We start from the raw sequence: 22705 nt of genomic DNA on the forward strand, positions 1-22705 counted from the left end.
GAGACCGCGAAGCCGTGCGCGCCCACCCGTACGGGGGACGTGCACGGCTTCGGTCACCGGTGCCGGTGCGGCTAGCGGGTGCCGCGCAGGCGGCGCCAGGGGGTGAGGGTGAAGACCGCGGCGCCGAGCAGGATCACCGTGCCGGCGACGAGGGCGAGGGCCTTGACCCCGCCGGTGTTCTCGGCGCCGGTCTCGGCGAGGCCGCCTGCGGCTCCGCCGGTGCCGGAGGTGCCGGCCGTGGTGGCGCCGGTGGCACCGCCCTGCTGGGCGGTGGTGTCCAGCTCCAGGGAGACCGCGCTGCTGGTGGCCTTGCAGGGCACGTTGATCGGGGTGGAGCCGGGGGCCATCGTGACGTCGATCGTCAGCTGGTCGGGGCTGAGCGTGGTCTTGCCCGTCTTGCCCGGCTTGTAGGTGCCGGTCATATCGCTGAGGCTGACCGGGGCCTTGTCCGGGATCGGCTCGGCGTTGGCCGGGCCGGTGACCTTGACCGAGCCGCTGTCGGCGCCGCCCAGCTTGATGTCCATCGAGGGCTTCAGGGCTCCGGCGGGCAGGGCCATGGGGGCCGCCATGGCCCCCTTGGCGGTCTTGACCGTCAGGTCGTAGCCGCCGCCGTTCTTCTTGGCGCTGATCGTGACCGGGGTCTTGATGCCGCCCGGGACCACCGCGCCGCAGTCGTAGGCGACCTCGACGGCCTTGCCGGGGAAGTCGGTCTGGCCGCCGCTGCCGCCGGTGGTGGATCCTCCGGTCGTGGTGGAACCGCCGGTGGTGGAACCGCCGGTGGTGGAACCGCCGGTGGTGGAACCGCCCGTCGTCGCCCCGCCGGTCGTCGCCCCGCCGGTGGTGGTGCCGCCGGTCGTGGTGCCGCCGGTGCCGCTGCCGGCCGCCACGTCGATGGTGGCCCCGCCGCTCACCTCACCCGTCGGCGCGCACTTCGTGACGAAGGTGCCGAAGGAAAAGGTGACCGCGACCTCGTACCTGCCGGGGGTCAGGCTGATCTTCCCCGCCTTGGTCAGCTTCAGCTTGCCCTTCATGACGGACATGACCATCGGCGCCTTCTTGGGGATCTCGGGGTTCTTCTTCTCCCCCACCACCTTCAGCTCGCCCATGCCCCCGCCGAGCGCGATCCAGCCGGTGGGCTGGACCGCGTCCTTCGGGATCACCATCAGGTCGGTGTTGTTCGAGGCGGGCTTGACGGTCTCCCAGGACACGTCGACCTCGTCCCCGACCTTCGCCGTGGCCGGTGCCGTGATCCTGGCGGTGGTCTCGCCCTCCACCGGATCACCGCCGCCGGCCGGCGGCACGCACCTGACCTTGAACGTGGCGTCGGCGGCCTGGGCGGGCGAAGCCGCCATGGCGATACCCGCGCCGCTGAGCAGCAGCGCGACCACGGCCGCGCTCACCCTCCGTTGGGTCTTCACGAGTGTCCCTTCGTCGTCTGACTGTGATCGGACGGTGCGGATGTCTGTGGGGCGCGCGGCCGGCCCGCGTCGGGCAGCGGCTGCGGCTGCGGCTCCGGGGTGAACCACGGCAGGACCGGGGCGGGGCCGGCCGGGGGCGGCCCCGCCGGCGCCCGTTCCCCCGCGCCGGGGAGCCGCGGCAGCCGGGCCGTCACCGCGGAGGCCGCGTGCCGGCGGCCCCCGCCGGGGGCGGCGGTGCGCGGGCGGACCTTGTCGACGACGGCCATGCCGAGCCGGAAGAGGGCCGTCGGGATCACCACGAGGAGCAGGGCCCAGAACAGCAGCACCCCGTACGGGCGGTCGACGCCCCACGGCTGGGTGGCCAGGACCGTGTCGCCGTACTTGAGGGAGACGGTGTAGTCACCGTGGGCGCCGGCCGGGAGCTCCACGTCCAGTGCGACCTCGGCCTTGCCGCCGGGCGCGATGCTGCCCTTCCAGCGGGCCTCCTCCCACGTCGGGGCGAAGACCCCGTGGGCGGTGCCGAGCCGGAAGACCGGATCCTTGACGGGGGCCGAGCCGAGGTTGCCGACGGTGACCCGGAACTTCCTGCCGGGCGGCGCGCCGAACCAGGTCAGCACCCCGTCGTCGCCGGTGAGGCGGACCCCGGTGAGCATCGCGAGGCGGGCGGTGCCGGATTCCGCGGGCAGTTCGGCCACCGGATGGTCGGTGATCCTCAGCGGTACGGCGACGGTGGACTGGTCCCCGTTGACGGAGGTCACGTTCACCACGCAGGGGCACGGCTTGGGCGGGGCCACGACCGGCAGCCGGGCGGCGAAGCGGCCGTCGTCGCCGACCGCCACGGCGACCCCGTCGGCGTTGGCGCAGCTGTTGGTGCCGCCGATCATGTTCTGGCCGCAGACCAGCAGCATCACCATGGTCCTGGCCCGCCAGCCGGTCCCGTCGACGGCGAGCTCGGTGCCCTTGGCGGCCTCCTGGAGGGAGAGCGTCACGGCGGGCTTGCCGGTGTCGGCGGCGGCGGGCGCCGCGGCCGGGAGCAGCGCGAGGGCGGCGAGGGCGGCCAGCGCGGCGAGCGCGGCCGGCAGGGACGCGATGCGGGCGCGGCGGCGGGCGGCGCGGGGCACGGGGCCGCGGGCGGCGTCGGCCGTGCGGACGGGGCCGGGGGTGCGGCCGGGGGTGCGGCCGGGGCTGGGGCTCACCTGGACGCTCCCGTCAGCTCGGGTTCCGGTGCGGGCGCCGCCGCGGTCGCGGGCGGCTCGGGGGGCCGTTCCCGGCCGGTGCGCCGGGTCCGTACGAGGAGCAGCGCGGCCGTCGCGAGCGTGCCGAGGGCGAGCAGTGCGACGCCGAGCCGCGCGGTGGTCCCCCCGGGCAGGAGCCACGCCGACGCGCGGGCGGTGGCCGGTGCGGCGCCGGGGGCGGTGACCGTGAGGGTGAGGGCGACCCGGTCGAGGGCGGGGGCGCCGGGCCAGGGCTCGCTCAGCTCGACCCGCCGGCCGGGCAGCAGCTCGACGGGCACCGCGTGGGCGCTCCGGCCACGGACCTCGCCGAAGCGGCCCTCGGCGCGGACCGCGAGCTCCGGGGCGAGGGCCACGTTGCCGCGGTTGACCAGCGCGTACCGGATGACGGCGGAGGTGCCCGAGCCGTGCACGGCGACGTCCTCGACGGTGAGGGCGGCCAGTGCCGGGCCGCCGACGCGCAGGTGGACCCGTACGGCCGCCTCGTGGCCCGCCTCGGTGGCGACGACGGCGGCGGGGTGGTCCCCGGGCGCGGCGGCGGGCGGCACGGTGACGGTGAAGGGGACCACGGCGCGGGTGCGCGGCGGGACCTTCACGGTGGTGGCCGCGCCGAAGCTGATCCAGGACCCGGCACCGGCCCCGACGCCGGCCGCCGCCGGTGCGCCCTCCCCGGCCGGGGAGACCGCGAGGGCGCCGTCGGGGGTGTTGTAGGCGTCGGCGCCGCGCAGGGTGACGGTCCGTTCGCGGTCGCCGGGGTTGGCCAGGGTGAGGCGGTCCTCCAGGACGGCGCCGGCCGCGCCCGCGAGGTAGAAGTACGGGCGCGGGGTGCCGGGCCGCCCGGTGGCCGGTTCGGCGGTCCAGCCGGGCTCGTCGGCGGCCGCGGCCGGGGTGCCGTGGAGGGCGGCGGCGGCGAGCAGCGCGGCGCCGAGCCGGGTGAGGGTGTGGAGCACGCGCATGGCCGGGGCCGCTCCGTTCAGGGCCGGGTCTCGCCGGCCCGGCGGCCGCGCCGGGTCAGCCAGAGCGTTCCGGCGGCGCCGGTGAGCAGCACGGTGGCGCCGAGGGTGCCGAGGGCGAGGGCGGAGTCGGCGGGTCCGGTCTGCGGGAGGGTGTCGCCGGTGGGCGGGGCGGGGTCCCGGGCGGGGTCCTGGGCACCGCCCGCGCCCGTCACCTGGAGTTCCAGGGAGGGCTTGGGGCCGTTCCCGGGGGTGCAGGTGGTGGTGGTCCCCATGGCCTTGATGGTGAGGACCCCGGCGGTGAAGGTGACCTTGCCGCTCTGCTTGGGGGTGTAGGTCCCCGAGAGGTCGCTGATCTTGATGGGGGTGTTGGCGGGCACGGCCTCGGAGTTGGGCGGGCCGGAGACCTGGACGGTGCCCTTCTCGGCGCCGTCGGTCTGGATGACGGCGCTGGGGGTCATGGCGCCCTTGCCCAGTTCGATGGGGCTGGAGGAGACGCCCTTCTGGAAGGACATCGTCAGCTTGTAGCCGTCGCCCTCCTTGACGGCCTTGATGTCGATGGGCGAGACCGCGGACTTGTCCCCGATGGGGGTCTTGCAGTCGTACTGGACGTCGACGACATCGGCGTGGGCCGCGGGGGCGGCGAGCAGCACCGCCGATCCGGCCAGCGCGGAGGCCAGCGCGAGCGCGGTGGAACGTTTCCGGTCGGACACCTTCGTCTTCCCCTCGGGCCACAAGTTACTGACGACACATCAGATTGGTGGCTCAAGGTACGCCCGGGACCTTGCGGAGGGAAGACAAAGGACGGTCCGGTTCGACGGCCTCCCGGACGTGCCGTTTCCGGCCGTTCCGGGGCGCGCGGGCCGTCGGGCGGGGGGGCGGGCGGGGCGTCAGGCGGCGCGCACCCCCCGCTGCCAGACGGCGGAGACGAGCGGGACGCCCGGCCGGTAGGCGAGGTGGACGTGGCTGGGCGCGTCGAGGAGCGCGAGGTCGGCGCGGGCCCCGGGGCTGATCCGGCCGATGTCGGTGCGGCGCAGCGCGGCGGCGCCGCCGGCGGTGGCCGACCACAGGGCCTCGTCGGGGGTCATGCCCATGTCGCGGACGGCGAGCGCGATGCAGAACGGCATGGAACTGGTGTAGGAGGAGCCGGGGTTGCAGTCCGTGGACAGGGCGACGGTGGCGCCCGCGCCGAGGAGGCGGCGGGCGTCGGGCCACTGGGCGCGGGTGGAGAACTCGGCGCCGGGCAGGAGGGTCGCGACGGTGGTTCCGGCCGCCTGGGCGAGGGCGTCCACGTCGGCGTCGGTGAGGTGGGTGCAGTGGTCGGCGGAGGCGGCTTCCAGCTCCACGGCGAGCTGCACGCCGGGGCCGTGGGAGAGCTGGTTGGCGTGGACGCGCGGGATCAGCCCGGCGGCGGCGCCGGCGGTGAGGATGGCGCGGGCCTGGTCGCCGTCGAAGGCGCCCTTCTCGCAGAAGACGTCCACCCAGCGGGCGTACGGGGCGCAGGCGGCCAGCATCTCGCCGGTGACGAGGTCGACGTAGCCCGCCGGGTCGTCGGCGTAGTCGGGGGAGACGATGTGCGCGCCGAGGTAGGTGACCTCCTCGGTGTGCGCGGCGGCGATGCGCAGGGCGCGGGCCTCGTCGGCGACGGTGAGGCCGTAGCCGGACTTGGTCTCGAAGGTGGTGGTGCCCTGGCGGCGGGCCTCGTCGAGGTGGCGCAGCAGGTTGGCCTCCAGCGCGTCGTCGCTGGCGGCGCGGGTGGCGGCGACGGTGGTGCGGATGCCTCCGGCGGAGTAGCCGCGGCCGGACATGCGGGCGTTGAACTCGGCGGTGCGGTCGCCGGCGAAGACGAGGTGGGAGTGCGAGTCGACGAAGCCGGGGATGACGGCGCGGCCGTTCGCGTCGAAGGCGGCGTCGGCGGCGGGGGTCGTGTCGGCGGGTCCCACCCAGGCGATGACCTCGCCGTCGATGACGACGGCGGCGTTCTCGATCAGGCCGAGGGGGCTGCCGTCGCCGAGGGCGGGGTCGTTGGTGACGAGGCTGCCGATGTTGGTGATGACGGTGGTGGTCATGGGTTCCTCTCGGGAGGTTTCGTTCCCCCACCCCGCCCCTTCCCGGAACCGGGGCCCGCGGCCCCGGACCCCGCTCCCGGGGCCCGCCCCCGGGACCCCGCGGCGATGGGGCGCGACGGGCGCGCCGCCCCTGCAAAGGGGTCCGGGGCGGGCCCGGGGAACGGAGGAAGGGCCGGGTGGGGCAATTCCGGGCGTCAGCCGCGGACGGCCGCGATGGCTTCGGACAGGGCCGCCGGGACGTCCCCGACCAGGGTATGGACTCCGTCGCGGACCACGTGCCGGCCGCCCACCACCGTGTGGCGGACGTCGGCGGCCGAGGCCGCGAAGACCGCCGTCTCGGCGCCGAGCCGCGGCAGCGGGCCCGCCGTGCGGACGGTGTCCAGGGCGATGGTCGTGAAGTCCGCGAGGGCCCCGGGCTCCAGGCGTCCCGCGTCCGGGCGGCCCAGGGAGGCGTGGCCGTCGGCGGTGGCGGCACTCAGCAGGGCGTTGGCCGTCCAGTGCCCCCGGGTCCGGCTGCGCAGGCGCTCGTTCAGCTCCATCGCCCGCGCCTCCTCCAGCAGGTCGATCACCGCGTGGCTGTCGCTGCCCAGGGACAGCGGGCTGCCCGCGCGCTGGAGCCGGCCGGCCGGGCCGATGCCGTCGGCGAGGTCGCGTTCGGTGGTCGGGCACATGCAGGTGCCGGTGGTGGTGCCGCCGAGCAGGGCGATGTCGGCGTCGGTGAGGTGCGTGTTGTGGACCCCGGTGGTGCGCGGGCCCAGGACGCCGTGGTCGGCGAGGAGCTGCGTCGGGGTCCGGCCGTGGGCGGCCCGGCAGGCCTCGTTCTCCGCCGTCTGCTCGGACAGGTGGACGTGCAGCGGGGCCTGCCGCTCCTGCGCCCAGGCCGCGACGGTGGCCAGCTGGTCGGCCGGGACGGCGCGTACGGAGTGGATCGCCGCGCCGATCAGCGCGTGCTCGCGGGGCTTGAGGGCCGAGACCCGCTCGGCCCAGGCCTCCGCGGTGCCGTCGGAGAAGCGCAGCTGGTGCGGGTTGGGCGCCTCGCCGAAGCCGGCGGCCAGGTACGCGGTGTCGAGGAGGGTGATGCGGATGCCGGCCGCCGCGGCCGCCTCGATCAGCGCCTCGCCCATCGCGTTGGGGTCGGCGTACGGGGTGCCGCCGGGGGCGTGGTGGACGTAGTGGAACTCGCCGACGTCGGTGATGCCGGCCAGCGCCATCTCCGCGTACACGGCGCGGGCGAGGGCGAAGTAGTTCTCGGGGGTGAGGTTCTGGGCGACGCCGTACATGACCTCGCGCCAGGTCCAGAAGGTGCCCGAGCCGACCTGGACGACGGAGCGCAGCGCGCGGTGGAAGGCGTGGGAGTGCGCGTTGGCCAGGCCGGGGACGGTGAGCCCGCGCAGCACCTCCGCCCCGGGGGGCGGGGCGTCCACCCCGGTGCGCAGCCCGGCGATGCGGCCGTCCGCCGACACGTCCAGGGCCACGCCCGGCTCGACGTGGGTGCCGAGCCAGGCGTGCTCCAGCCAGTACGTCTTCAGCGGCATGCCAGGCCTTCCAGTACGTCGGCGAGGGCGAGGACGCCGGCCACGCAGTCGTCCTCGGCGGCGAACTCCCGCGGGGAGTGGGAGACCCCGGTGGGGTTCCGCACGAACAGCATCGCGGTCGGGACGGCGGCGGAGAGGATTCCGGCGTCGTGTCCCGCCCCGGTGCCGAGGACGGGGACGCTCCCGCCGAGGATCCGGTTCAGCTCGTCGCGCAGGGCGTGCTCGAACTCGACGACCGGGGTGAAGGACTCCCGGACGACGGCGAGGTCGATGCCGTCCCGGTCGGCGTGCTCGCGGGCGGCCTTCTCGACGGCGGTGACGACCGTGTCGAGGGTGGCCTGGTCGGCGGCCCGGGAGTCGAGCCAGCCGCGCACGAGGGAGGGGATGGCGTTGACCCCGTTGGGTTCGACGGAGATCTTCCCGAAGGTGGCGACGGCCCCGGCGAGGGCCGCCTCCTGGCGGGCGGCGAGCACGGTCGCCGCGTACGTCAGCATCGGGTCGCGGCGGTCCACGAGGCGGGTGGTGCCGGCGTGGTTGGCCTCGCCGTGGAAGTCGAACCGCCAGCGGCCGTGCGGCCAGATCGCGGAGGCGATGCCGACGCGGTCCCCGGACAGGTCGAGGGCGCGGCCCTGTTCGACGTGCAGTTCGACGAAGGCGCCGATGCGGGCGAGGCGTTCGGGGTCGGCTCCGATGGTCTCGGGGTCGTGGCCGGCCCGCTCCATCGCGTCGGGCAGGCTGACGCCGTCGCCGTCGCGGAGCTCGTACGCCTTCTCCTTGGTCAGCTGTCCGGCGGCGAGCCGGGAGCCGACGCAGGCCAGGCCGAAGCGGGCGCCTTCCTCGTCGCCGAAGTTGGTGATGGCCAGCGGCCGGGAGAACGAGGCGCCGCGGGAGCGGAGTTCGTCCAGGGCCGCGAAGGAGGACACCACCCCGAGGGGGCCGTCGAAGGCGCCGCCGTCCGGGACGGAGTCCAGGTGGGAGCCGGTGACGACGGCGTCGCCCGCGAGGGGGTCGCCGAGCCAGGCCCACTGGTTGCCGTTGCGGTCCACCTCGTAGGCGAGGCCGCGGGACTCGGCCTGCGCCCGGAACCAGGCACGGCAGTCGGCGTCGGCGCCGGTCCAGGCGTAGCGGCGGTACCCGCCGCTGTCCGCGTGGCGGCCGATGGGCGCGAGCTCGTTCCACAGGGTGTGGAACGAGCCGGCGCCGCCCCCGGCCGCCGCCGCGGGTGCGGCGGCGGCACGGGGGGCGGATGCCTCGGGGGTGGGGCTCACGCGTCGCCCTCGCGCATCGGGACGCGCACGCCCCGCTCGTCGGCGACCGACTCGGCGATGTCGTAGCCGGCGTCGACGTGGCGGATGACGCCCATGCCGGGGTCGTTGGTGAGCACGCGGCGGATCTTCTCGCCCGCGAGCTTGGTGCCGTCGGCGACGGTGACCTGGCCGGCGTGGATGGAGCGGCCCATGCCGACACCGCCGCCGTGGTGGATGGAGACCCAGGAGGCGCCGGAGGCGACGTTGACCATGGCGTTGAGCAGCGGCCAGTCGGCGATCGCGTCGGAGCCGTCGAGCATGGCCTCCGTCTCGCGGTACGGGGAGGCGACCGAGCCGCAGTCGAGGTGGTCGCGGCCGATGGCCAGCGGGGCGGCGAGGGTGCCGTCGGCGACCATCTCGTTGAAGCGCTCGCCGGCCTTGTCGCGCTCGCCGTAGCCGAGCCAGCAGATGCGGGCGGGCAGGCCCTGGAAGTGGACGCGCTCGCCGGCCATCTTGATCCAGCGGTGCAGGGACTCGTTCTCCGGGAAGAGCTCCAGCATCGCCTTGTCGGTCTTGTGGATGTCCGAGGCCTCGCCGGACAGCGCCGCCCAGCGGAAGGGGCCCTTGCCCTCGCAGAACAGCGGCCGGATGTAGGCGGGGACGAAGCCGGGGAAGGCGAACGCGCGGTCGTAGCCGGCCAGCTGGGCCTCGCCGCGGATGGAGTTGCCGTAGTCGAAGACCTCGGAGCCGGCGTCCATGAAGCCGACCATGGCCTCGACGTGGCGGGCCATGGACTCGCGGGCGCGGGTGGTGAAGCCCGCCGGGTCCTTGGCGGCGTAGGCGGCCATGTCGTCGAAGTCGACGCCGACGGGGAGGTAGGCGAGCGGGTCGTGGGCGGAGGTCTGGTCCGTCACGATGTCGATCGGGGCACCCTCGGCCAGCATCTGCGGCAGCAGCTCGGCGGCGTTGCCGAGGAGGCCGATGGAGAGCGGCTTGCGGGCGTCGCGGGCCTCGACGGCCAGCTGGAGGGCGTGGCGGAGGTTGTCGGCCTTGACGTCCAGGTAGCGGTGCTCGATGCGGCGCTCGATGGCGCGCGGGTCGACGTCGATGCAGATGGCGACGCCGTCGTTCATCGTCACGGCCAGCGGCTGGGCGCCGCCCATGCCGCCGAGGCCGGCGGTGAGGGTGATCGTGCCGGCGAGGGTCCCGCCGAACTTCTTGGCGGCGACGGCCGCGAAGGTCTCGTAGGTGCCCTGGAGGATGCCCTGGGTGCCGATGTAGATCCAGGAACCGGCCGTCATCTGGCCGTACATGGTCAGGCCCAGGTGCTCCAGGCGGCGGAACTCCTCCCAGTTGGCCCAGTCGCCGACCAGGTTGGAGTTGGCGAGCAGGACGCGCGGCGCCCACTCGTGGGTCTGCATCACGCCGACCGGGCGGCCGGACTGGACCAGCATGGTCTCGTCCTGCTTGAGGGTCCGCAGGGTGCGCACCATGGCGTCGTACGAGCGCCAGTCGCGCGCGGCCTTGCCCGTGCCGCCGTAGACGACCAGCTTGTCGGGGTGCTCCGCGACCTCGGGGTCGAGGTTGTTCTGCAGCATGCGCAGGGCGGCCTCCTGCTGCCATCCCAGGGTGCTGAGCTCGGTGCCTCGCGCGGCCCGTACGGGGCGGGGTCCTGACATGGCGGTGCCTCCTCCGATGTTGGTCAATCTATTCACATCCTCTCCGGATGAATAGATCCAGTCAACAGCTGCGGCGGGGTCGGCCGGATGATGGGATGGCGGACATGGCCTCCCAGACGCCCGAACGGACGCCCCTCCCGGACCCCGCCACCCTGCGTGACCTGGCCGTACGGGCCGCGGTCGGACAGGGGCTGCTGGACCGCGAGCCCGTGACCTGCCTCCTCGACGTGGCCGGGATCCGCGCCCGCGCCGCGTCCCTGACCGCCGCCTTCGACGCCGCGGCCGCGCCCGGGACACCCGTCCTGCACACCTTCGCGGTGAAAGCCGCCCCCCTGGTCCCGGTCCTGCGGCTGCTCGCGGACGCCGGCATCGGCTGCGAGGTGGCCAGCCCCGGCGAGCTCGCGCTGGCCCGGGCGGCCGGGGTCCCGGCGGAGCGGACGGTGCTGGACTCCCCCGCCAAGACGGAGGCCGAGCTGCGCGAGGCGCTGGCCCTGGGCATCGCCGTCAACGCCGACAACGCCCAGGAACTGGAACGGCTCGACGCGCTGATGGCGGCGGGCCCGCCCACCCGGTCCCCGATCGGGCTGCGGATCAACCCGCAGACCGGCGCCGGCACCATCGACGCCCTGTCCACGGCCACCTCCACCTCGAAGTTCGGTTTCGCGCTGCGCGACCCGGGCGCCCGGGAGCGGCTCGTGCGCGCCTTCCTCGACCGGCCCTGGCTGACCCGCCTGCACACCCACTCCGGCTCGCAGGGGGTGCCGCTGGCCCTGATCGCGCAGGGCGTCCGCGAGGTCCACGCGCTGGCCGAGGAGGTCAACGCGGCGGCCGGGCGGCGCCGGATCGACACCCTCGACATCGGCGGCGGCCTGCCGGTCAACTTCGCCTCCGACGAGCACTCCCCCACGTACGCCGCGTACGTCGAGGCCCTGCGCGCGGCCGTCCCCGCGCTCTTCGACGGCTCGTACGGGCTGGTCACCGAGTTCGGCCGGTCGCTGCTGGCCAAGCAGGGCCTGATCCTGGCCCGGGTCGAGTACACGAAGGAGACCGGGGGCCGGCCCATCGCCGTGACCCACGCCGGGGTGCAGCTGGCGACCCGCACGGTGTACGCCCCCGCGTCCTGGCCGCTGCGGATCCTCGCCTACGACGCCAAGGGCGAGCCGCGCACCGGCCCGCCGGTGGCCCAGGACATCGCGGGCCCGGCCTGTTTCGCCGGGGACCTGCTCGCCACCGCCCGGGAGCTGCCCGGGCTCCGGCCGGGCGACGTGATCGCCGTCCCGGACACCGGCGCGTACTTCTTCACCGCCCACTACGGCTACAACAGCCTCCCGCGCCCGTCCGTCCACGGTTTCACGGCCACCCCCGGCGGCGGGATCCGCTTCGCCCCGGCCCGCCCGGCCCAGCCCCTCGCGGACCTCGTCACGGAGGCGGGGGGCGCCTTCCGCGACGCGCTGCTCTGAGCCGTCACCGGGCCGCCGGCCCGAGGGCGCACGGCGCCGCGAACGGGCGGCGGCGGCCCCGATGGGGTGGAATGGGGGAGTCCGCACGAGATCGGGGCGGACTCAGCGGCCCGCGCGCACCCGGGTACCCGCGTACCCGCTTACCCGCTTACGCCGACGCGCGACGCCGCACGCCGGTACCGGACGGCCCGCCCTCGCGGTCCCCGCGGCCCCGGGCCGCCGGGGCCGCCGCCCCCGAGGAGGCCACCATGGCCGCCCGACCCACCCCCGTGGTCTTCATCCACGGCCTGTGGCTCCACTCCACCAGCTGGGAAGGCTGGGCCGACGTCTTCCGCGACGCGGGTTACGAACCGGTCCTGCCCGAGTGGCCCGGCGTCCCGCCGACGGTCGCCGAGGCCCGACTGCGCGGGGACGACCAGGCCGGCGTCGGCCTCACGGAGATCGCCGACGCCCACGCCCGGGTCATCCGCTCGCTCGACGTCCCGCCCGTCCTCGTGGGGCACTCGGTCGGCGGTTTCATCGCCCAGCACCTGCTGGGCGAGGGCCTGGGCGCGGCGGCCGTAGCGATCTGCCCCGGCCAGATCCGGGGCGTCAAGGCCATCGGCCCCGCCCAGGCCAGGTCGACGTTCGCGTTCCTGAGCAACCCCGCCAACACCCGGCGGGCCGTCTCCCTCAGCCCCGAGCAGTTCCGCTACGCCTTCGCCAACGCCGTCCCGGAACACGAAGCGGACGAGCTGTACGAGAAGTGGACGATCCCCAGCCCCGCCCGGCCGCTGTTCCAGCTGGCCCTCGGCAACTTCACCCCGCACTCGCCGGCCCGCGTCGACACCGCCAACCGGACCCGGGGGCCGCTGCTCCTGCTCTCCGGCAAGCTCGACCACACCGTCCCCGACATCCTGACCCGCTCCACGCTCAAGCGGTACCGGCACTCCGCCGCGATCACCGAGTACCGGCGCTTCGACGACCGGGGCCACTCCCTGACCGTCGACCACGGCTGGCCCGAACTCGCCGACGCCTCCCTCACCTGGCTGCGCCGCACCACGTCCCTGGCCGCCGCGAGCTGACCGGACCCGCCGGGCTCACTCCACGAACAGCCCGCGCGCCACGGCCCGCGCGTCGAAGGACTCCAGCCGCGCCTGCGCGTCGGGCAGGGCGTCCGCCATGGCCTCCAGCAGCACCCGGCCCAGCAGCATCGGCGCACACGCCGTGTCGAAGGCCAGCCCGGTGCCGACCGGCGCCGGGATCAGCAGGTCGCAGTGGCGGGCGACGGGCGCGAACGGCGAGTCGGCGACCGTCACCGTCGTCAGCCCGGACGCCCGCGCGTGCTCCAGCGCCTCCACCACCTCCCGGGGGTGGCGGGGCAGCGCGAAGCACAGCAGCGCCGAGGCCCCGGCGGCGGCCGCCGCGTCGATCCGGTCGGCGAGCATGGAGCCGCCCTCGTCGAGGAGCCGTACGTCGGGGTGCACCTTCGCCGCGAAGTACGCGAACCCGCGCGCCTGCGAGGACGCCGCGCGCAGCCCCAGCACCGGCAGCGGCGCCGAACCGGCCAGCAGCCGGCCCGCCTCCTCCACCGGCGCCGGATCGGCGAGCATCGCCGAGAGCCGCCGCAGGTTCTCGATCTCGCCCTGGACGGCCTGCTGGTACTCGTTGTACGAGTCCTCCCGCGCGGGCTCCGGCCTGCCGGCGGGCGCCACCTCGCGCAGGTGGCGGCGGAGCGCCGGGTACCCGTCGAAGCCAAGCGCCACCGCGAAGCGGGTCACCGACGGCTGGCTCACCCCGGCCAGCTCGGCGAGCTCCACGCTCGACAGGAAGGGCACCTCCGCGGCGCCGCGCACCATGCAGTGCGCGATCCGCCGCTGGGTCGGCGTCAGCCGGTGCCCCTCGAACAGCTTCTGCAGCCGTGCGGCCGGGCTGTCGCTCATTGCCGTCCCCTCCGTCCGTCCCCGGTCAGATATTCAGTCACGGTGCACTCTGCATCGGGTTATGCAGCTCGGCAAGCCGCGCCCGCGATCCGGGATACGGGGGCTATCCCCAGTGCCGGTGGCTCCGCCGGTTCCTACGGTGGGCGCATGACCGCTTCAGCCCACTCTCCTCAGGCCCAGGAGCTCAAGAAGGAGCTCGCCGCGACCCTCGACGCCCGGCGGGAGCTGGGACCGGAATACGAGGCCGCCCTGGTGGACTCCTTCGTCGAGAAGGTCGACACCCAGGTGCGGCGCCGCCTAGCCGAGGAGCGGCTGCGGACCGCGCGCGGCGGTTCCGGGGGCGCGGACTCGGCGGTGGCCGCCTTCGGGGAACGGTTCGGCTTCGCCGTCGTGACCCTGGTCCTCGCGATCCCGCTCTCCGCGATCGGCGCGGCCCAGGCGGGCATCGGCGGGCTGCTGGTGGCCTGGGCCGGCATCTGCGGGGTCAACCTCGCCCACGCCCGGGGGCTCCGCCGGACCACCGCGGACCCCCTGACCTGACCGGCCCACGCAGCCCCTAAAAAGGGTGTGCGCGGGAACCGCCGCACCCCCGGTTGCCCGGGGGGCGGGACGACGGCGGTCCCCGCGAGGGACACGGGCCGGGTCAGGGCCGTCCGCGTCCTTGGCGTCCGCGTGGTCCGGGAGCCGCTCCGGAGGTGCGCCGACGCCGTTCGTGGTGCCGGCGGGGTTCCCGGGTGTCCGGGGTTCCCTGCCGACGACCACCACTGTGCCGGTGCCGTGTTAAGCCGGTGCTGCCGTCACGTGTCGGGCCCGTACCGTTCGTGCGACAGGTGGCTACTTCGCGCCCTTGGCGAGGAACGCCAGGAGGTCCTGGCGGCTGACGACGCCGGTGGGCTTGCCCTCGACGAGCACGATCGCCGCGTCGGCCTCGCCGAGCACCGCCATCAGCTCGGACACGGGCTCGCCGGAGCCGACCTGCGGCAGCGGCGCGCTCATGTGCTTCTCCAGCGGGTCCCCGAGGGAGGCCCGCTGTGCGAACAGCGATGCGAGGAGTTCCTTCTCGACGACCGAGCCGATGACCTCGGCGGCCATCACGTCGGGGTGGCCGGCGCCGGGCTTGACGATCGGCATCTGCGAGACGCCGTACTCGCGCAGGACCTCGATGGCCTGGCCGACGGTCTCCTCCGGGTGCATGTGCACGAGGGAGGGGATGCCGCCCTCCTTGTCGGCGAGGACGTCGCCGATGCGCGCCGCCGGGCCCGCTTCCTCCAGGAAGCCGTGACCGGCCATCCACTCGTCGCTGAAGATCTTGCTGAGGTAGCCGCGGCCGCTGTCGGGCAGCAGGACGACGACGACGTCGTCGGGGCCGAGGCCCTCGGCGGCGCGCAGCGCGGCGACGACGGCCATGCCGCAGGAGCCGCCGACGAGCAGGCCCTCCTCCTTCGCCAGCCGGCGGGTCATCTGGAAGGAGTCCTTGTCGGACACCGCGATGATCTCGTCGGTGACGTTCTGGTCGTAGGCGGTCGGCCAGAAGTCCTCGCCGACGCCCTCGACGAGGTACGGGCGGCCGGAGCCGCCGGAGTAGACGGAACCCTCGGGGTCGGCGCCGATGACCTTGACCTTGCCGCCGGACACCTCCTTGAGGTAGTTGCCCGTACCCGAGATCGTGCCGCCCGTGCCGACGCCCGCGACGAAGTGGGTGATCTTCCCGTCCGTCTGGTCCCACAGCTCGGGACCGGTGGTCTCGTAGTGCGAACGGGGGTTGTTCGGGTTGCTGTACTGGTCGGGCTTCCAGGCGCCGGGCTCGCGCGCGAGGCGGTCGGACACGTTGTAGTACGAGTCCGGGTGCTCGGGGTCGACGGCGGTCGGGCAGACCACGACCTCCGCGCCGTACGCGCGCATCACGTTGATCTTGTCCATGGACACCTTGTCAGGGCAGACGAAGATGCACTTGTAGCCCTTCTGCTGGGCCACGATGGCGAGTCCGACGCCGGTGTTGCCGCTGGTCGGCTCCACGATGGTGCCACCGGGCTTGAGGGCACCGCTCTGCTCGGCGGCCTCGATCATCCGGACGGCGATCCGGTCCTTCACGGATCCACCGGGATTGAAGTACTCGACCTTCGCAAGGACGGTGGCCTGCAGGCCTTCGGTCACACGGTTGAGCTTCACCAGCGGGGTGTTGCCGACGAGGCTGATCATCGAGTCGTGGAATTGCACCATGTTCTCCAGGGAGGGGACTCCACGGGTTCTCCGGGAGGTTTGGCCAGAGTATGCGGAAAGGGATTGGCCGACCGGCTGTACGGGGCAGGAAGGTCAACAAGGCAGGACAGGAAGCGAGGGCCTGAAGGGTGTCCAGGGCGAGAACGGCCCGCCGGATCGCGGCGGGGGCAGCGTACGGCGGGGGCGGACTCGGACTGGTGGGGGTCGCCACGGTGGGGCTCGTACTGGCCGAGGTGCAGTTCGCGAAGCGGACGGTGGGCACCGGGCTGCCGGATCCGCCGCGCGCCGACGGGCTGTACGGGAGCGAGTTCTCCGGGCCCGAGCTGAGTCCCGGTCCGCTGCGGATGGGCATGCTGGGCGACTCGACGGCGGCCGGGCTGGGCGTGCGCCGGGCCCGCCAGACTCCGGGGGCGCTGCTGGCGTCCGGGCTGGCGGCGGTGGCGGAGCGACCGGTGGAGCTCCGCAACGTCGCGCTGTCCGGGGCCAGGTCGGACGACCTGGACCGCCAGGTGGGCCTGCTGCTGGACGGGGACGCCCCGCCGCCGGACGTGTGCGTGATCATGATCGGGGCGAACGACGTGACGCGGCGGATGCCGCTGACGCAGTCGGTCCGGTTCCTGACCGGGGCGGTGCGCAGGCTGCGGCTCGCGGGCTCAGAGGTCGTGGTCGGCACCTGCCCGGACCTGGGCACGATCGAGCCGGTGTACCAGCCGCTGCGGTGGATGGCCCGGCGGGTCTCGCGCCAGCTGGCCGCCGCGCAGACCATCGGCGTGGTGGCGCTGGGCGCCCGCACGATCTCGATGGGGGACCTGCTGGGGCCGGAGTTCGCGGCGAACCCGCGCGAGATGTTCGGCCCGGACTCGTACCACCCTTCTGCGGAGGGGTACGCGACCGCGGCGATGGCGATACTGCCGACGCTGTGCGCGGCGCTGGGCCTGTGGCCGGGGTCGGACCGGCTGGACGTCTCGCGGGACGAGGACATGCTGCCGGTGGCCAAGGCGGCGTCGGCGGCGGCCGGCGAGGCGGGCACGGAGGTCACCGCGGCCCGGGGCCCGTGGGCCCTGCTCAAACACCGCAGGCGCCGCCGGGTCCCGGCGGAAGACGTCCCGGCGCCCCTGCCCGGGGCTCCCTCACCCCCGGGGCGCTGAAGCCGCGCCCCGGGCCGGGGCCGGGCGGTCCGGCGGACCGGCGGACCGGCGGACCGGCGGACCGGCGGACCGGCGGGACACTGGAAGGAGCCGCGCGAACCGTCCCCCGGCATCCGGCGCCGGCCCCGCAGCCCGCACGCACGTGGCCCCCGAGAGCACGGCATCAGCGCCCCGGAGGCGAAGGCGCCCCGGAAAAGGGAGGCGGGCGTCACATGCCCAGGCCGGTGACCTCGACCGTACGGAGCGGTAACTTCGCTTGCGGTCCCGCAACGACGCACCCCTTGGAGTCCCGATGCCCGAAGCCGTCATCGTTTCCACCGCCCGCTCTCCCATCGGGCGCGCCGGCAAGGGGTCCCTCAAGGACGTGCGGCCGGACGACCTGACCGCGACGATCATCCAGGCCGCCCTCGCCAAGGTCCCCGGGCTGGACCCGCGCGAGATCGACGACCTGATGCTCGGCTGTGGTCTCCCCGGCGGCGAGCAGGGCCACAACCTGGGCCGCATCGTGGCCGTGCAGATGGGCATGGACTTCCTGCCGGGCACCACGATCACCCGTTACTGCTCCTCCTCGCTCCAGACCTCCCGCATGGCGCTGCACGCCATCAAGGCGGGCGAGGGCGACGTCTTCATCTCCGCGGGCGTCGAGATGGTCTCCCGCTTCGCGAAGGGCTCCTCGGACGGCCTGCCGGACACCCACAACCCGCTGTTCGCCGACGCCGAGGCCCGTACGGCCGCCGTCGCGCAGAGCGAGGGCTCGTCCTGGCACGACCCGCGCGAGGACGGCCTGATCCCGGACGCGTACATCGCGATGGGGCAGACCGCCGAGAACCTGGCCCGCCTCAAGGGCGTGACCCGTCAGGACATGGACGAGTTCGGCGTCCGCTCCCAGAACCTGGCCGAGGAGGCCATCAAGAACGGCTTCTGGGCGCGCGAGATCACCCCGGTCACCACGCCGGACGGCACGGTCGTCTCGACCGACGACGGCCCGCGCGCCGGCGTGACCCTGGAGGGCGTCTCGGGCCTGAAGCCCGTCTTCCGCCCCGACGGCCTGATCACGGCCGCCAACTGCTGCCCGCTGAACGACGGCGCCGCGGCGCTGGTCATCATGAGCGACACCAAGGCGCGGGAGCTGGGCCTGACCCCGCTGGCGCGGATCGTGTCCACCGGTGTCACCGGCCTCTCCCCGGAGATCATGGGCCTCGGCCCGGTCGAGGCGTCGAAGCAGGCCCTGAAGCGGGCCGGGCTGACCGTCGGCGACATCGACCTGTTCGAGATCAACGAGGCCTTCGCCGCCCAGGTCATCCCCTCCTACCGGGACCTGGAGATCCCCCTGGAGAAGCTGAACGTCAACGGCGGCGGCATCGCCGTCGGTCACCCGTTCGGGATGACCGGTGCCCGCATCACCGGCACGCTGATCAACAGCCTGCAGTTCCACGACAAGCAGTTCGGCCTGGAGACGATGTGCGTGGGCGGCGGCCAGGGCATGGCCATGGTCATCGAGCGCCTGAGCTGATGCCGGCCGGGCCGGCGGCGGACCGCCCCCGGCCCGGCGCCGGCCGTAGCGGAGGGTGAGGGCTCCGTACGGCCCCAGCGCGGGCACCCAGGCCCCGCAAGGGATCCTCTAGATCCATGCGCTGTACTGACGTCGAATCTAATCCGGTCGCGGCCGACCTGTGACCGAATCTCCCCCAGGATGTGACCTTTGTCCTGGGGGATCGGCATTTGCCCAGGTCAGACGCTATCCCCCCAAGGCCGCCAGGCCGAAAGACCTGTCCAATTCATGACGTAATGCACTGCACGCCATTCCCAGCACAGGACAAGCTGATGTAGGAAGTCGGGGGATCGAATCAATCAGGAGTTAGTCAGTGAGCGCCATGTCTCTTGCCCTGCTGCTGACCACGGCCGCTGCCACGGCCGTGGGCGCTGCTGCGCTGCACGCCGTCCACGGACTGCGCAAGCAGGTCACGGCCCTGCGCGGTGAGCTGACGGTGTCGGCACACCCGCGTGCCGCGACCGTCCCCCACGCCCGCAGCGCCGGGACCTCCCCCGCCGCGGAGATACGAGCCGCCGTGGCCGAGGCCCTCGCCGAGGAGCGCGAGCGCGAGCTGGCCGAGGCGCGGGCCTTCTGGGCCGCGCAGGAGGCCCGCGACGCCGCCGACGCCCCCTCGCTGCTGGGCGGCCTGCCCGGCCTCGGTGAGGACGGCCCGGTCTTCCTGCCCCGGCAGGCGGACATGGTCGGCCTGGAGCCGGTCCTGGGCGACGACCTCGCCGACGAGTACCCGGAGGATTCGGCCGAACTGGCCGCGGCCCGCCGGCGCCACCCCTCGCACCCCGACTTCGTCCCGGTCCAGTCGCACCCCGGCGCCGACCACGAGCGCACGGTCAACCGCCTGGAGGAGCTCGCGGAGGCCCGTACGGCCCTCGCGGACGTCCGTCCGGGCCCCCTGGGCACCCTGGACGTGTACGTCTTCACGGACGGCACCACGCTGTGCATGACCCCGGGCCACCGGGAGACGGCGGAGCGCCTCGCGGAGGCCCTCCGCTCGGGCACGGCGCCCGTCCTGCTGGGCGGCTCGGGCATCTCCGGCGCCTACGCGCTGACCTTCTCCTGCGGTGACTCCGAGGACCCCGACAGCAACGTCTACATCCTCGCGGACCGCGTCATCGCATCGCTCTGACTTCCGCCCGCTCCACCAGCGCCACGGCCTCGTCCAGCAGTTCGGACGGGGCCTTCGCGTTCTCCCCGCCCTCCCCGTCCCGCAGCGCGCCCAGCGCCTCGGCGAGGTCCAGCCCGGCGACCGACACCTGGTCCCCCACGACGAAGATCCCCGCGTCCGGCACGACCCGTTCCGGAGCCCGCCCCGAGGGGTCCTCCAGCCGCTGCGCCCGCAGGGCGAGCTCCCGGGCCAGGTCGAGCGCCTCGGCGGCGGCCCCGCGCTGGAGGCGGCTCTGCGGGGCGGCCCGCAGCCGGTCGGCGAAACGTTCCACGGCGTCCGTCAAGGGCGATGTATCGAGCACGCGGCCGACCCTACGCGCCGCCACCGCACCATTGCCAACGGGCGAACTCTCCGGCACGGTGACGTGAAGGGAACAGCACGGCGATACCCCCGGAGGCGCCCATGTCCGTAGAGTTCTCCGAGCAGACCCACCGCAACATGATCGACAGAATCCACCGGACCACCGGTCGTGAGATCTCCGACTGGCTCCGCACCGTCGACGAGGGCCCCTCCCTCCACCGGTTCGAGGAGAAGGTCAGCTGGCTGCGCGGCGCGCACGAGCTCTCGTACGGCCAGGCCAAGGCGATCATCCACGAGTACGACCTGCGCAGAGCCGCACGCCGGTTCGGCTGAGGCCGCCCGCCCCCACCTCCCTCCACCCGTTCCACGACGCGGGAAGGCCCCGCGAGCGGACCGCTCGCGGGGCCTTCCCCGTGCCGTGGTGCCCGTGGTGCCTCCGGGCGGTCCGGCTAGTCGTCGCCGGAGAGGATCTGGAAGAGGCGCAGCAGCTCCAGGTAGATCCACACCAGGGTCAGGGTGAGGCCGAAGGCCGCCAGCCAGGACTCCTCGCGCGGGGCGCCGTAGGTCACGCCGTCCTCGACCTGCTTGAAGTCCATGGCGAGGAAGCAGGCGCCGAGGACGACGCCGAGGAGACCGAAGACGATGCCCAGGCCGCCGCTGCGGAAGCCGAGGCCGTCGCCGCCGCCGAACAGGGCGAACAGCGAGTTCGCCAGCATCAGCAGGACGAAGCCGAGGGCCGCGGCCATCACGAAGCCGGTGAAGCGGCGGGTGACGCGGATCCAGCGCATCTTGTACGCGAAGAGCACGGCGGCGAAGACGCACATCGTGCCGAGCACGGCCTGGACGACCACGCCCGGACTGATGTAGGTGCTGGTCACCATGCTGATGACGCCGAGGAAGACGCCCTCGAAGGCCGCGTAGCCCAGGATCAGCGCGGGGGACGGCTTGCGCTTGAAGCTCTGGATCATCGCGAGGACGAACGCGACGAGCGCCGCGCCGACGGCGAAGCCGTACGACTTGTTGACGTTCGCCGGGTCGACGGGAAGCGTGATCCAGGCCAGCGTCGCCGTCACGATCAGGGTGCCGAGCGTCATGGCCGTACGGCTCACGACGTCGTCGATCGTCATGGCGTTGCCGCGGACCGGCGCCGCCGGCATGCCGGTGGTGGGGTCGGTGGCGTAAGGATTCGTCGCGTATGGGTTGGTCGCGGTCCCGGCCTGCGCGTGTTGTGCCTCGAAGCCCGCGTAGCCGCCGTTGTCGCGGCTGAACCCCCGTCGCGAGAAGACCGGGTTACTGCTCCTCATCTCACTCCTCCATGGCCACCGTGCGCAGCCTTGCCACAAGAGTAATGCGCTCGCAAAGAAAGCACCCTACTGCTGGAGGAGGATCTTAGAAGAGGACGCGTCGAAGCGCCGTCAAAAACGGGGACGGCTGCGGAAGTGCCCGGAGCCGGACTTGAACCGGCACGGCCCGAGGGCCAGCGAGGTTTAAGCTCGCCGTGTCTGCATTCCACCATCCGGGCAAGGCGCAGCGGGCCCCCGTGGAAAAGCCTTGAAACGCTGCGGCGAGCCTATCCGGATCCCCCTGCCGCCCAGACGGCCTTCTATCCGATGTTGTCTGATTTTATTGGTGATTGAGGGAGCGTCAGGGTCGATAAGTCACGGTCGGCACCGTTCCGGGCAACGCTCTCCCCCGCCACGGGAATGACGTAATTTCGCTGCCCCGCGCCACCCCGTCCGCCACCCCGGGCCACCCCCTGAGCGCGCCCCCGGCCGCGCCCCCGGCCGCGCCCCCGCTCGCGCCCCCGGCCCCGCCCGCGCGGATCCCCTCCGGGGCCGGCCGCGACGGCCGGTCCTCAGGGCTCCTGTCATACCAAAGGAGGAGGCGGACGCGCTCGCGATCAGACTCCAGTGGGCCGGAGAACGGGCACCTCGGCTGATCCCCGGCCCTGTTGGCGCGGTGAGGATGGAAGGGTCCCAGCCCCACCGCAGCAGCCGCTCGACAGGAGTCCTCCGTGACCGCCATGAACTACGCCCCGCACCACACCTCCCAGGCCGTGGCGGCCCGCGCCACGCAGCTCTCGAAGGTGTACGGCCAGGGCGAGACCCAGGTGGTCGCGCTGAACAACGTCTCCGTCGACTTCGCCCAGGGCCAGTTCACCGCGATCATGGGCCCGTCCGGCTCCGGCAAGTCCACCCTGATGCACTGCGTCGCCGGCCTGGACACCTTCTCCGGGGGCTCGGTCCGCATCGGCGACACCGAGCTCGGCTCCCTCAAGGACAAGCAGCTGACCCAGCTGCGCCGGGACAAGATCGGCTTCATCTTCCAGGCGTTCAACCTGCTGCCGACCCTGACCGCCCTGGAGAACATCACGCTCCCGATGGACATCGCCGGCCGCAAGCCCGACCGCCAGTGGCTGGACACCGTGATCGCCATGGTCGGCCTCTCCGAGCGCCTCTCCCACCGTCCCACGCAGCTCTCCGGCGGCCAGCAGCAGCGCGTGGCGGTCGCCCGCGCCCTGGCCTCCCGCCCCGAGATCATCTTCGGCGACGAGCCCACCGGAAACCTCGACTCCCGCTCCGGCGCCGAGGTCCTCGGCTTCCTGCGCAACTCGGTCCGCGAGCTCGGCCAGACCGTCGTGATGGTCACCCACGACCCGGTCGCCGCCTCCTACGCGGACCGCGTCATCTTCCTCGCCGACGGCGCCATCGTCGACGAGATGCGCGAGCCCACCGCCGACGGCGTGCTCGACCGGATGAAGGCCTTCGACGCCAAGGGCCGTACCAGCTGAAGCGGCGCCGCCCG

General features: G+C 73.9%; 20 protein-coding genes and 1 tRNA gene. 8 read left to right on the plus strand and 13 right to left on the minus strand.

Going from position 1 to position 22705, the window contains the following annotated elements; all coding sequences use genetic code 11:
- Positions 1-71: 71 nt before the first annotated feature.
- From ACZ5D2_RS17765 to hutU, 8 genes are all read right to left on the minus strand, one after another.
- Positions 72-1418: a hypothetical protein gene (locus ACZ5D2_RS17765; RefSeq protein ID WP_468930229.1), complete on the minus strand. Its 1347-nt coding sequence runs from the start codon at positions 1416-1418 to the stop codon at positions 72-74.
- The gene (locus ACZ5D2_RS17770) at positions 1415-2509 is read right to left on the minus strand and encodes a hypothetical protein (protein ID WP_371681254.1); all 1095 of its coding nucleotides are present in this window, start codon (positions 2507-2509) and stop codon (positions 1415-1417) included. The genes ACZ5D2_RS17765 and ACZ5D2_RS17770 overlap by 4 nt, the downstream gene beginning before the upstream one ends.
- A gap of 101 nt (positions 2510-2610) precedes the next feature.
- Positions 2611-3606, minus strand: a complete 996-nt coding sequence (locus tag ACZ5D2_RS17775) for a COG1470 family protein (protein WP_468930232.1) — start codon at positions 3604-3606, stop codon at positions 2611-2613.
- A gap of 17 nt (positions 3607-3623) precedes the next feature.
- Positions 3624-4316, minus strand: coding sequence for an LPXTG cell wall anchor domain-containing protein (locus ACZ5D2_RS17780; protein ID WP_371678245.1), 693 nt, complete (start codon positions 4314-4316; stop codon positions 3624-3626).
- A gap of 177 nt (positions 4317-4493) precedes the next feature.
- Entirely contained in the window at positions 4494-5672 is a 1179-nt protein-coding gene (gene hutI / locus ACZ5D2_RS17785) for an imidazolonepropionase (RefSeq protein WP_468930235.1), read from the minus strand.
- A 194-nt stretch (positions 5673-5866) separates the two neighbouring features.
- A complete protein-coding gene (locus ACZ5D2_RS17790; RefSeq protein WP_371678243.1) occupies positions 5867-7207 on the minus strand; it encodes a formimidoylglutamate deiminase in 1341 nt (446 codons plus the stop codon).
- Entirely contained in the window at positions 7198-8475 is a 1278-nt protein-coding gene (locus ACZ5D2_RS17795; protein WP_468930238.1) for an allantoate amidohydrolase, read from the minus strand. Before ACZ5D2_RS17795 ends, ACZ5D2_RS17790 begins: the two co-directional genes overlap by 10 nt.
- On the minus strand, positions 8472-10133 hold the full coding sequence (hutU, locus tag ACZ5D2_RS17800; RefSeq protein ID WP_371678241.1) for a urocanate hydratase: 1662 nt from the start codon (positions 10131-10133) through the stop codon (positions 8472-8474). The genes ACZ5D2_RS17795 and hutU overlap by 4 nt, the downstream gene beginning before the upstream one ends.
- A 104-nt stretch (positions 10134-10237) precedes the next feature.
- On the opposite strand from hutU, the gene ACZ5D2_RS17805 reads away from it, so the two are divergent.
- Positions 10238-11593, plus strand: coding sequence for a type III PLP-dependent enzyme domain-containing protein (locus tag ACZ5D2_RS17805; RefSeq protein ID WP_468930242.1), 1356 nt, complete (start codon positions 10238-10240; stop codon positions 11591-11593).
- 248 nt (positions 11594-11841) lie between these two features.
- Complete coding sequence (locus ACZ5D2_RS17810) at positions 11842-12657, plus strand: alpha/beta hydrolase (protein ID WP_371678239.1); 816 nt, start codon at positions 11842-11844, stop codon at positions 12655-12657.
- Between the two features lie 15 nt (positions 12658-12672).
- Here the strand turns inward: ACZ5D2_RS17810 and ACZ5D2_RS17815 are convergent, their stop codons facing one another.
- Complete coding sequence (locus tag ACZ5D2_RS17815) at positions 12673-13515, minus strand: MurR/RpiR family transcriptional regulator (RefSeq protein WP_371678238.1); 843 nt, start codon at positions 13513-13515, stop codon at positions 12673-12675.
- Positions 13516-13662: 147 nt separating this feature from the next.
- Here ACZ5D2_RS17815 and ACZ5D2_RS17820 point away from each other — a divergent pair, with 147 nt between their 5' ends.
- Complete coding sequence (locus tag ACZ5D2_RS17820; RefSeq protein ID WP_371678237.1) at positions 13663-14055, plus strand: hypothetical protein; 393 nt, start codon at positions 13663-13665, stop codon at positions 14053-14055.
- Between the two features lie 294 nt (positions 14056-14349).
- Here ACZ5D2_RS17820 and ACZ5D2_RS17825 read toward each other — a convergent pair whose 3' ends face one another.
- Complete coding sequence (locus tag ACZ5D2_RS17825) at positions 14350-15732, minus strand: cystathionine beta-synthase (protein ID WP_371681253.1); 1383 nt, start codon at positions 15730-15732, stop codon at positions 14350-14352.
- 131 nt (positions 15733-15863) lie between these two features.
- Here ACZ5D2_RS17825 and ACZ5D2_RS17830 point away from each other — a divergent pair, with 131 nt between their 5' ends.
- The 3 genes from ACZ5D2_RS17830 to ACZ5D2_RS17840 all read left to right on the plus strand — a co-directional run bounded on the left by ACZ5D2_RS17830 (position 15864) and on the right by ACZ5D2_RS17840 (position 19561).
- A complete protein-coding gene (locus ACZ5D2_RS17830) occupies positions 15864-16883 on the plus strand; it encodes an SGNH/GDSL hydrolase family protein (RefSeq protein WP_371678236.1) in 1020 nt (339 codons plus the stop codon).
- A 292-nt stretch (positions 16884-17175) separates the two neighbouring features.
- Complete coding sequence (locus tag ACZ5D2_RS17835) at positions 17176-18396, plus strand: acetyl-CoA C-acetyltransferase (RefSeq protein WP_371678235.1); 1221 nt, start codon at positions 17176-17178, stop codon at positions 18394-18396.
- A 361-nt stretch (positions 18397-18757) separates the two neighbouring features.
- On the plus strand, positions 18758-19561 hold the full coding sequence (locus ACZ5D2_RS17840) for a hypothetical protein (protein WP_371681252.1): 804 nt from the start codon (positions 18758-18760) through the stop codon (positions 19559-19561).
- Here the strand turns inward: ACZ5D2_RS17840 and ACZ5D2_RS17845 are convergent.
- Positions 19545-19901: a hypothetical protein gene (locus ACZ5D2_RS17845; protein ID WP_371678234.1), complete on the minus strand. Its 357-nt coding sequence runs from the start codon at positions 19899-19901 to the stop codon at positions 19545-19547. The genes ACZ5D2_RS17840 and ACZ5D2_RS17845 overlap by 17 nt on opposite strands.
- Before the next feature lie 101 nt (positions 19902-20002).
- On the opposite strand from ACZ5D2_RS17845, the gene ACZ5D2_RS17850 reads away from it, so the two are divergent.
- On the plus strand, positions 20003-20233 hold the full coding sequence (locus tag ACZ5D2_RS17850) for a DUF4287 domain-containing protein (RefSeq protein ID WP_030231822.1): 231 nt from the start codon (positions 20003-20005) through the stop codon (positions 20231-20233).
- A 116-nt stretch (positions 20234-20349) separates the two neighbouring features.
- On the opposite strand, the gene ACZ5D2_RS17855 is transcribed toward ACZ5D2_RS17850, so the two are convergent.
- Both ACZ5D2_RS17855 and ACZ5D2_RS17860 read right to left on the minus strand, forming a co-directional pair.
- Complete coding sequence (locus tag ACZ5D2_RS17855; RefSeq protein WP_266839449.1) at positions 20350-21204, minus strand: Bax inhibitor-1/YccA family protein; 855 nt, start codon at positions 21202-21204, stop codon at positions 20350-20352.
- A 136-nt stretch (positions 21205-21340) separates the two neighbouring features.
- A tRNA-Leu gene (locus tag ACZ5D2_RS17860) sits at positions 21341-21422 on the minus strand.
- A gap of 501 nt (positions 21423-21923) precedes the next feature.
- Here ACZ5D2_RS17860 and ACZ5D2_RS17865 point away from each other — a divergent pair.
- The gene (locus ACZ5D2_RS17865; protein ID WP_030231828.1) at positions 21924-22691 is read left to right on the plus strand and encodes an ABC transporter ATP-binding protein; all 768 of its coding nucleotides are present in this window, start codon (positions 21924-21926) and stop codon (positions 22689-22691) included.
- The last annotated feature ends 14 nt before the right edge of the window (positions 22692-22705 follow it).

Source organism: Streptomyces sp. NPDC031479 (genome assembly GCF_055581065.1).

Excerpts from the sequence above, each read along its gene's own strand:
- ACZ5D2_RS17775 (WP_468930232.1), bottom strand. The coding sequence starts at position 3,606 with ATGCGCGTGCTCCACACCCTCACCCGGCTCGGCGCCGCGCTGCTCGCC.
- hutI (WP_468930235.1), bottom strand. The coding sequence starts at position 5,672 with ATGACCACCACCGTCATCACCAACATCGGCAGCCTCGTCACCAACGAC.
- ACZ5D2_RS17790 (WP_371678243.1), bottom strand. The coding sequence starts at position 7,207 with ATGCCGCTGAAGACGTACTGGCTGGAGCACGCCTGGCTCGGCACCCAC.
- hutU (WP_371678241.1), bottom strand. The coding sequence starts at position 10,133 with ATGTCAGGACCCCGCCCCGTACGGGCCGCGCGAGGCACCGAGCTCAGC.
- ACZ5D2_RS17805 (WP_468930242.1), top strand. The coding sequence starts at position 10,238 with ATGGCCTCCCAGACGCCCGAACGGACGCCCCTCCCGGACCCCGCCACC.
- ACZ5D2_RS17810 (WP_371678239.1), top strand. The coding sequence starts at position 11,842 with ATGGCCGCCCGACCCACCCCCGTGGTCTTCATCCACGGCCTGTGGCTC.
- ACZ5D2_RS17815 (WP_371678238.1), bottom strand. The coding sequence starts at position 13,515 with ATGAGCGACAGCCCGGCCGCACGGCTGCAGAAGCTGTTCGAGGGGCAC.
- ACZ5D2_RS17820 (WP_371678237.1), top strand. The coding sequence starts at position 13,663 with ATGACCGCTTCAGCCCACTCTCCTCAGGCCCAGGAGCTCAAGAAGGAG.
- ACZ5D2_RS17835 (WP_371678235.1), top strand. The coding sequence starts at position 17,176 with ATGCCCGAAGCCGTCATCGTTTCCACCGCCCGCTCTCCCATCGGGCGC.
- ACZ5D2_RS17840 (WP_371681252.1), top strand. The coding sequence starts at position 18,758 with ATGTCTCTTGCCCTGCTGCTGACCACGGCCGCTGCCACGGCCGTGGGC.
- ACZ5D2_RS17850 (WP_030231822.1), top strand. The coding sequence starts at position 20,003 with ATGTCCGTAGAGTTCTCCGAGCAGACCCACCGCAACATGATCGACAGA.
- ACZ5D2_RS17855 (WP_266839449.1), bottom strand. The coding sequence starts at position 21,204 with ATGAGGAGCAGTAACCCGGTCTTCTCGCGACGGGGGTTCAGCCGCGAC.
- ACZ5D2_RS17865 (WP_030231828.1), top strand. The coding sequence starts at position 21,924 with ATGAACTACGCCCCGCACCACACCTCCCAGGCCGTGGCGGCCCGCGCC.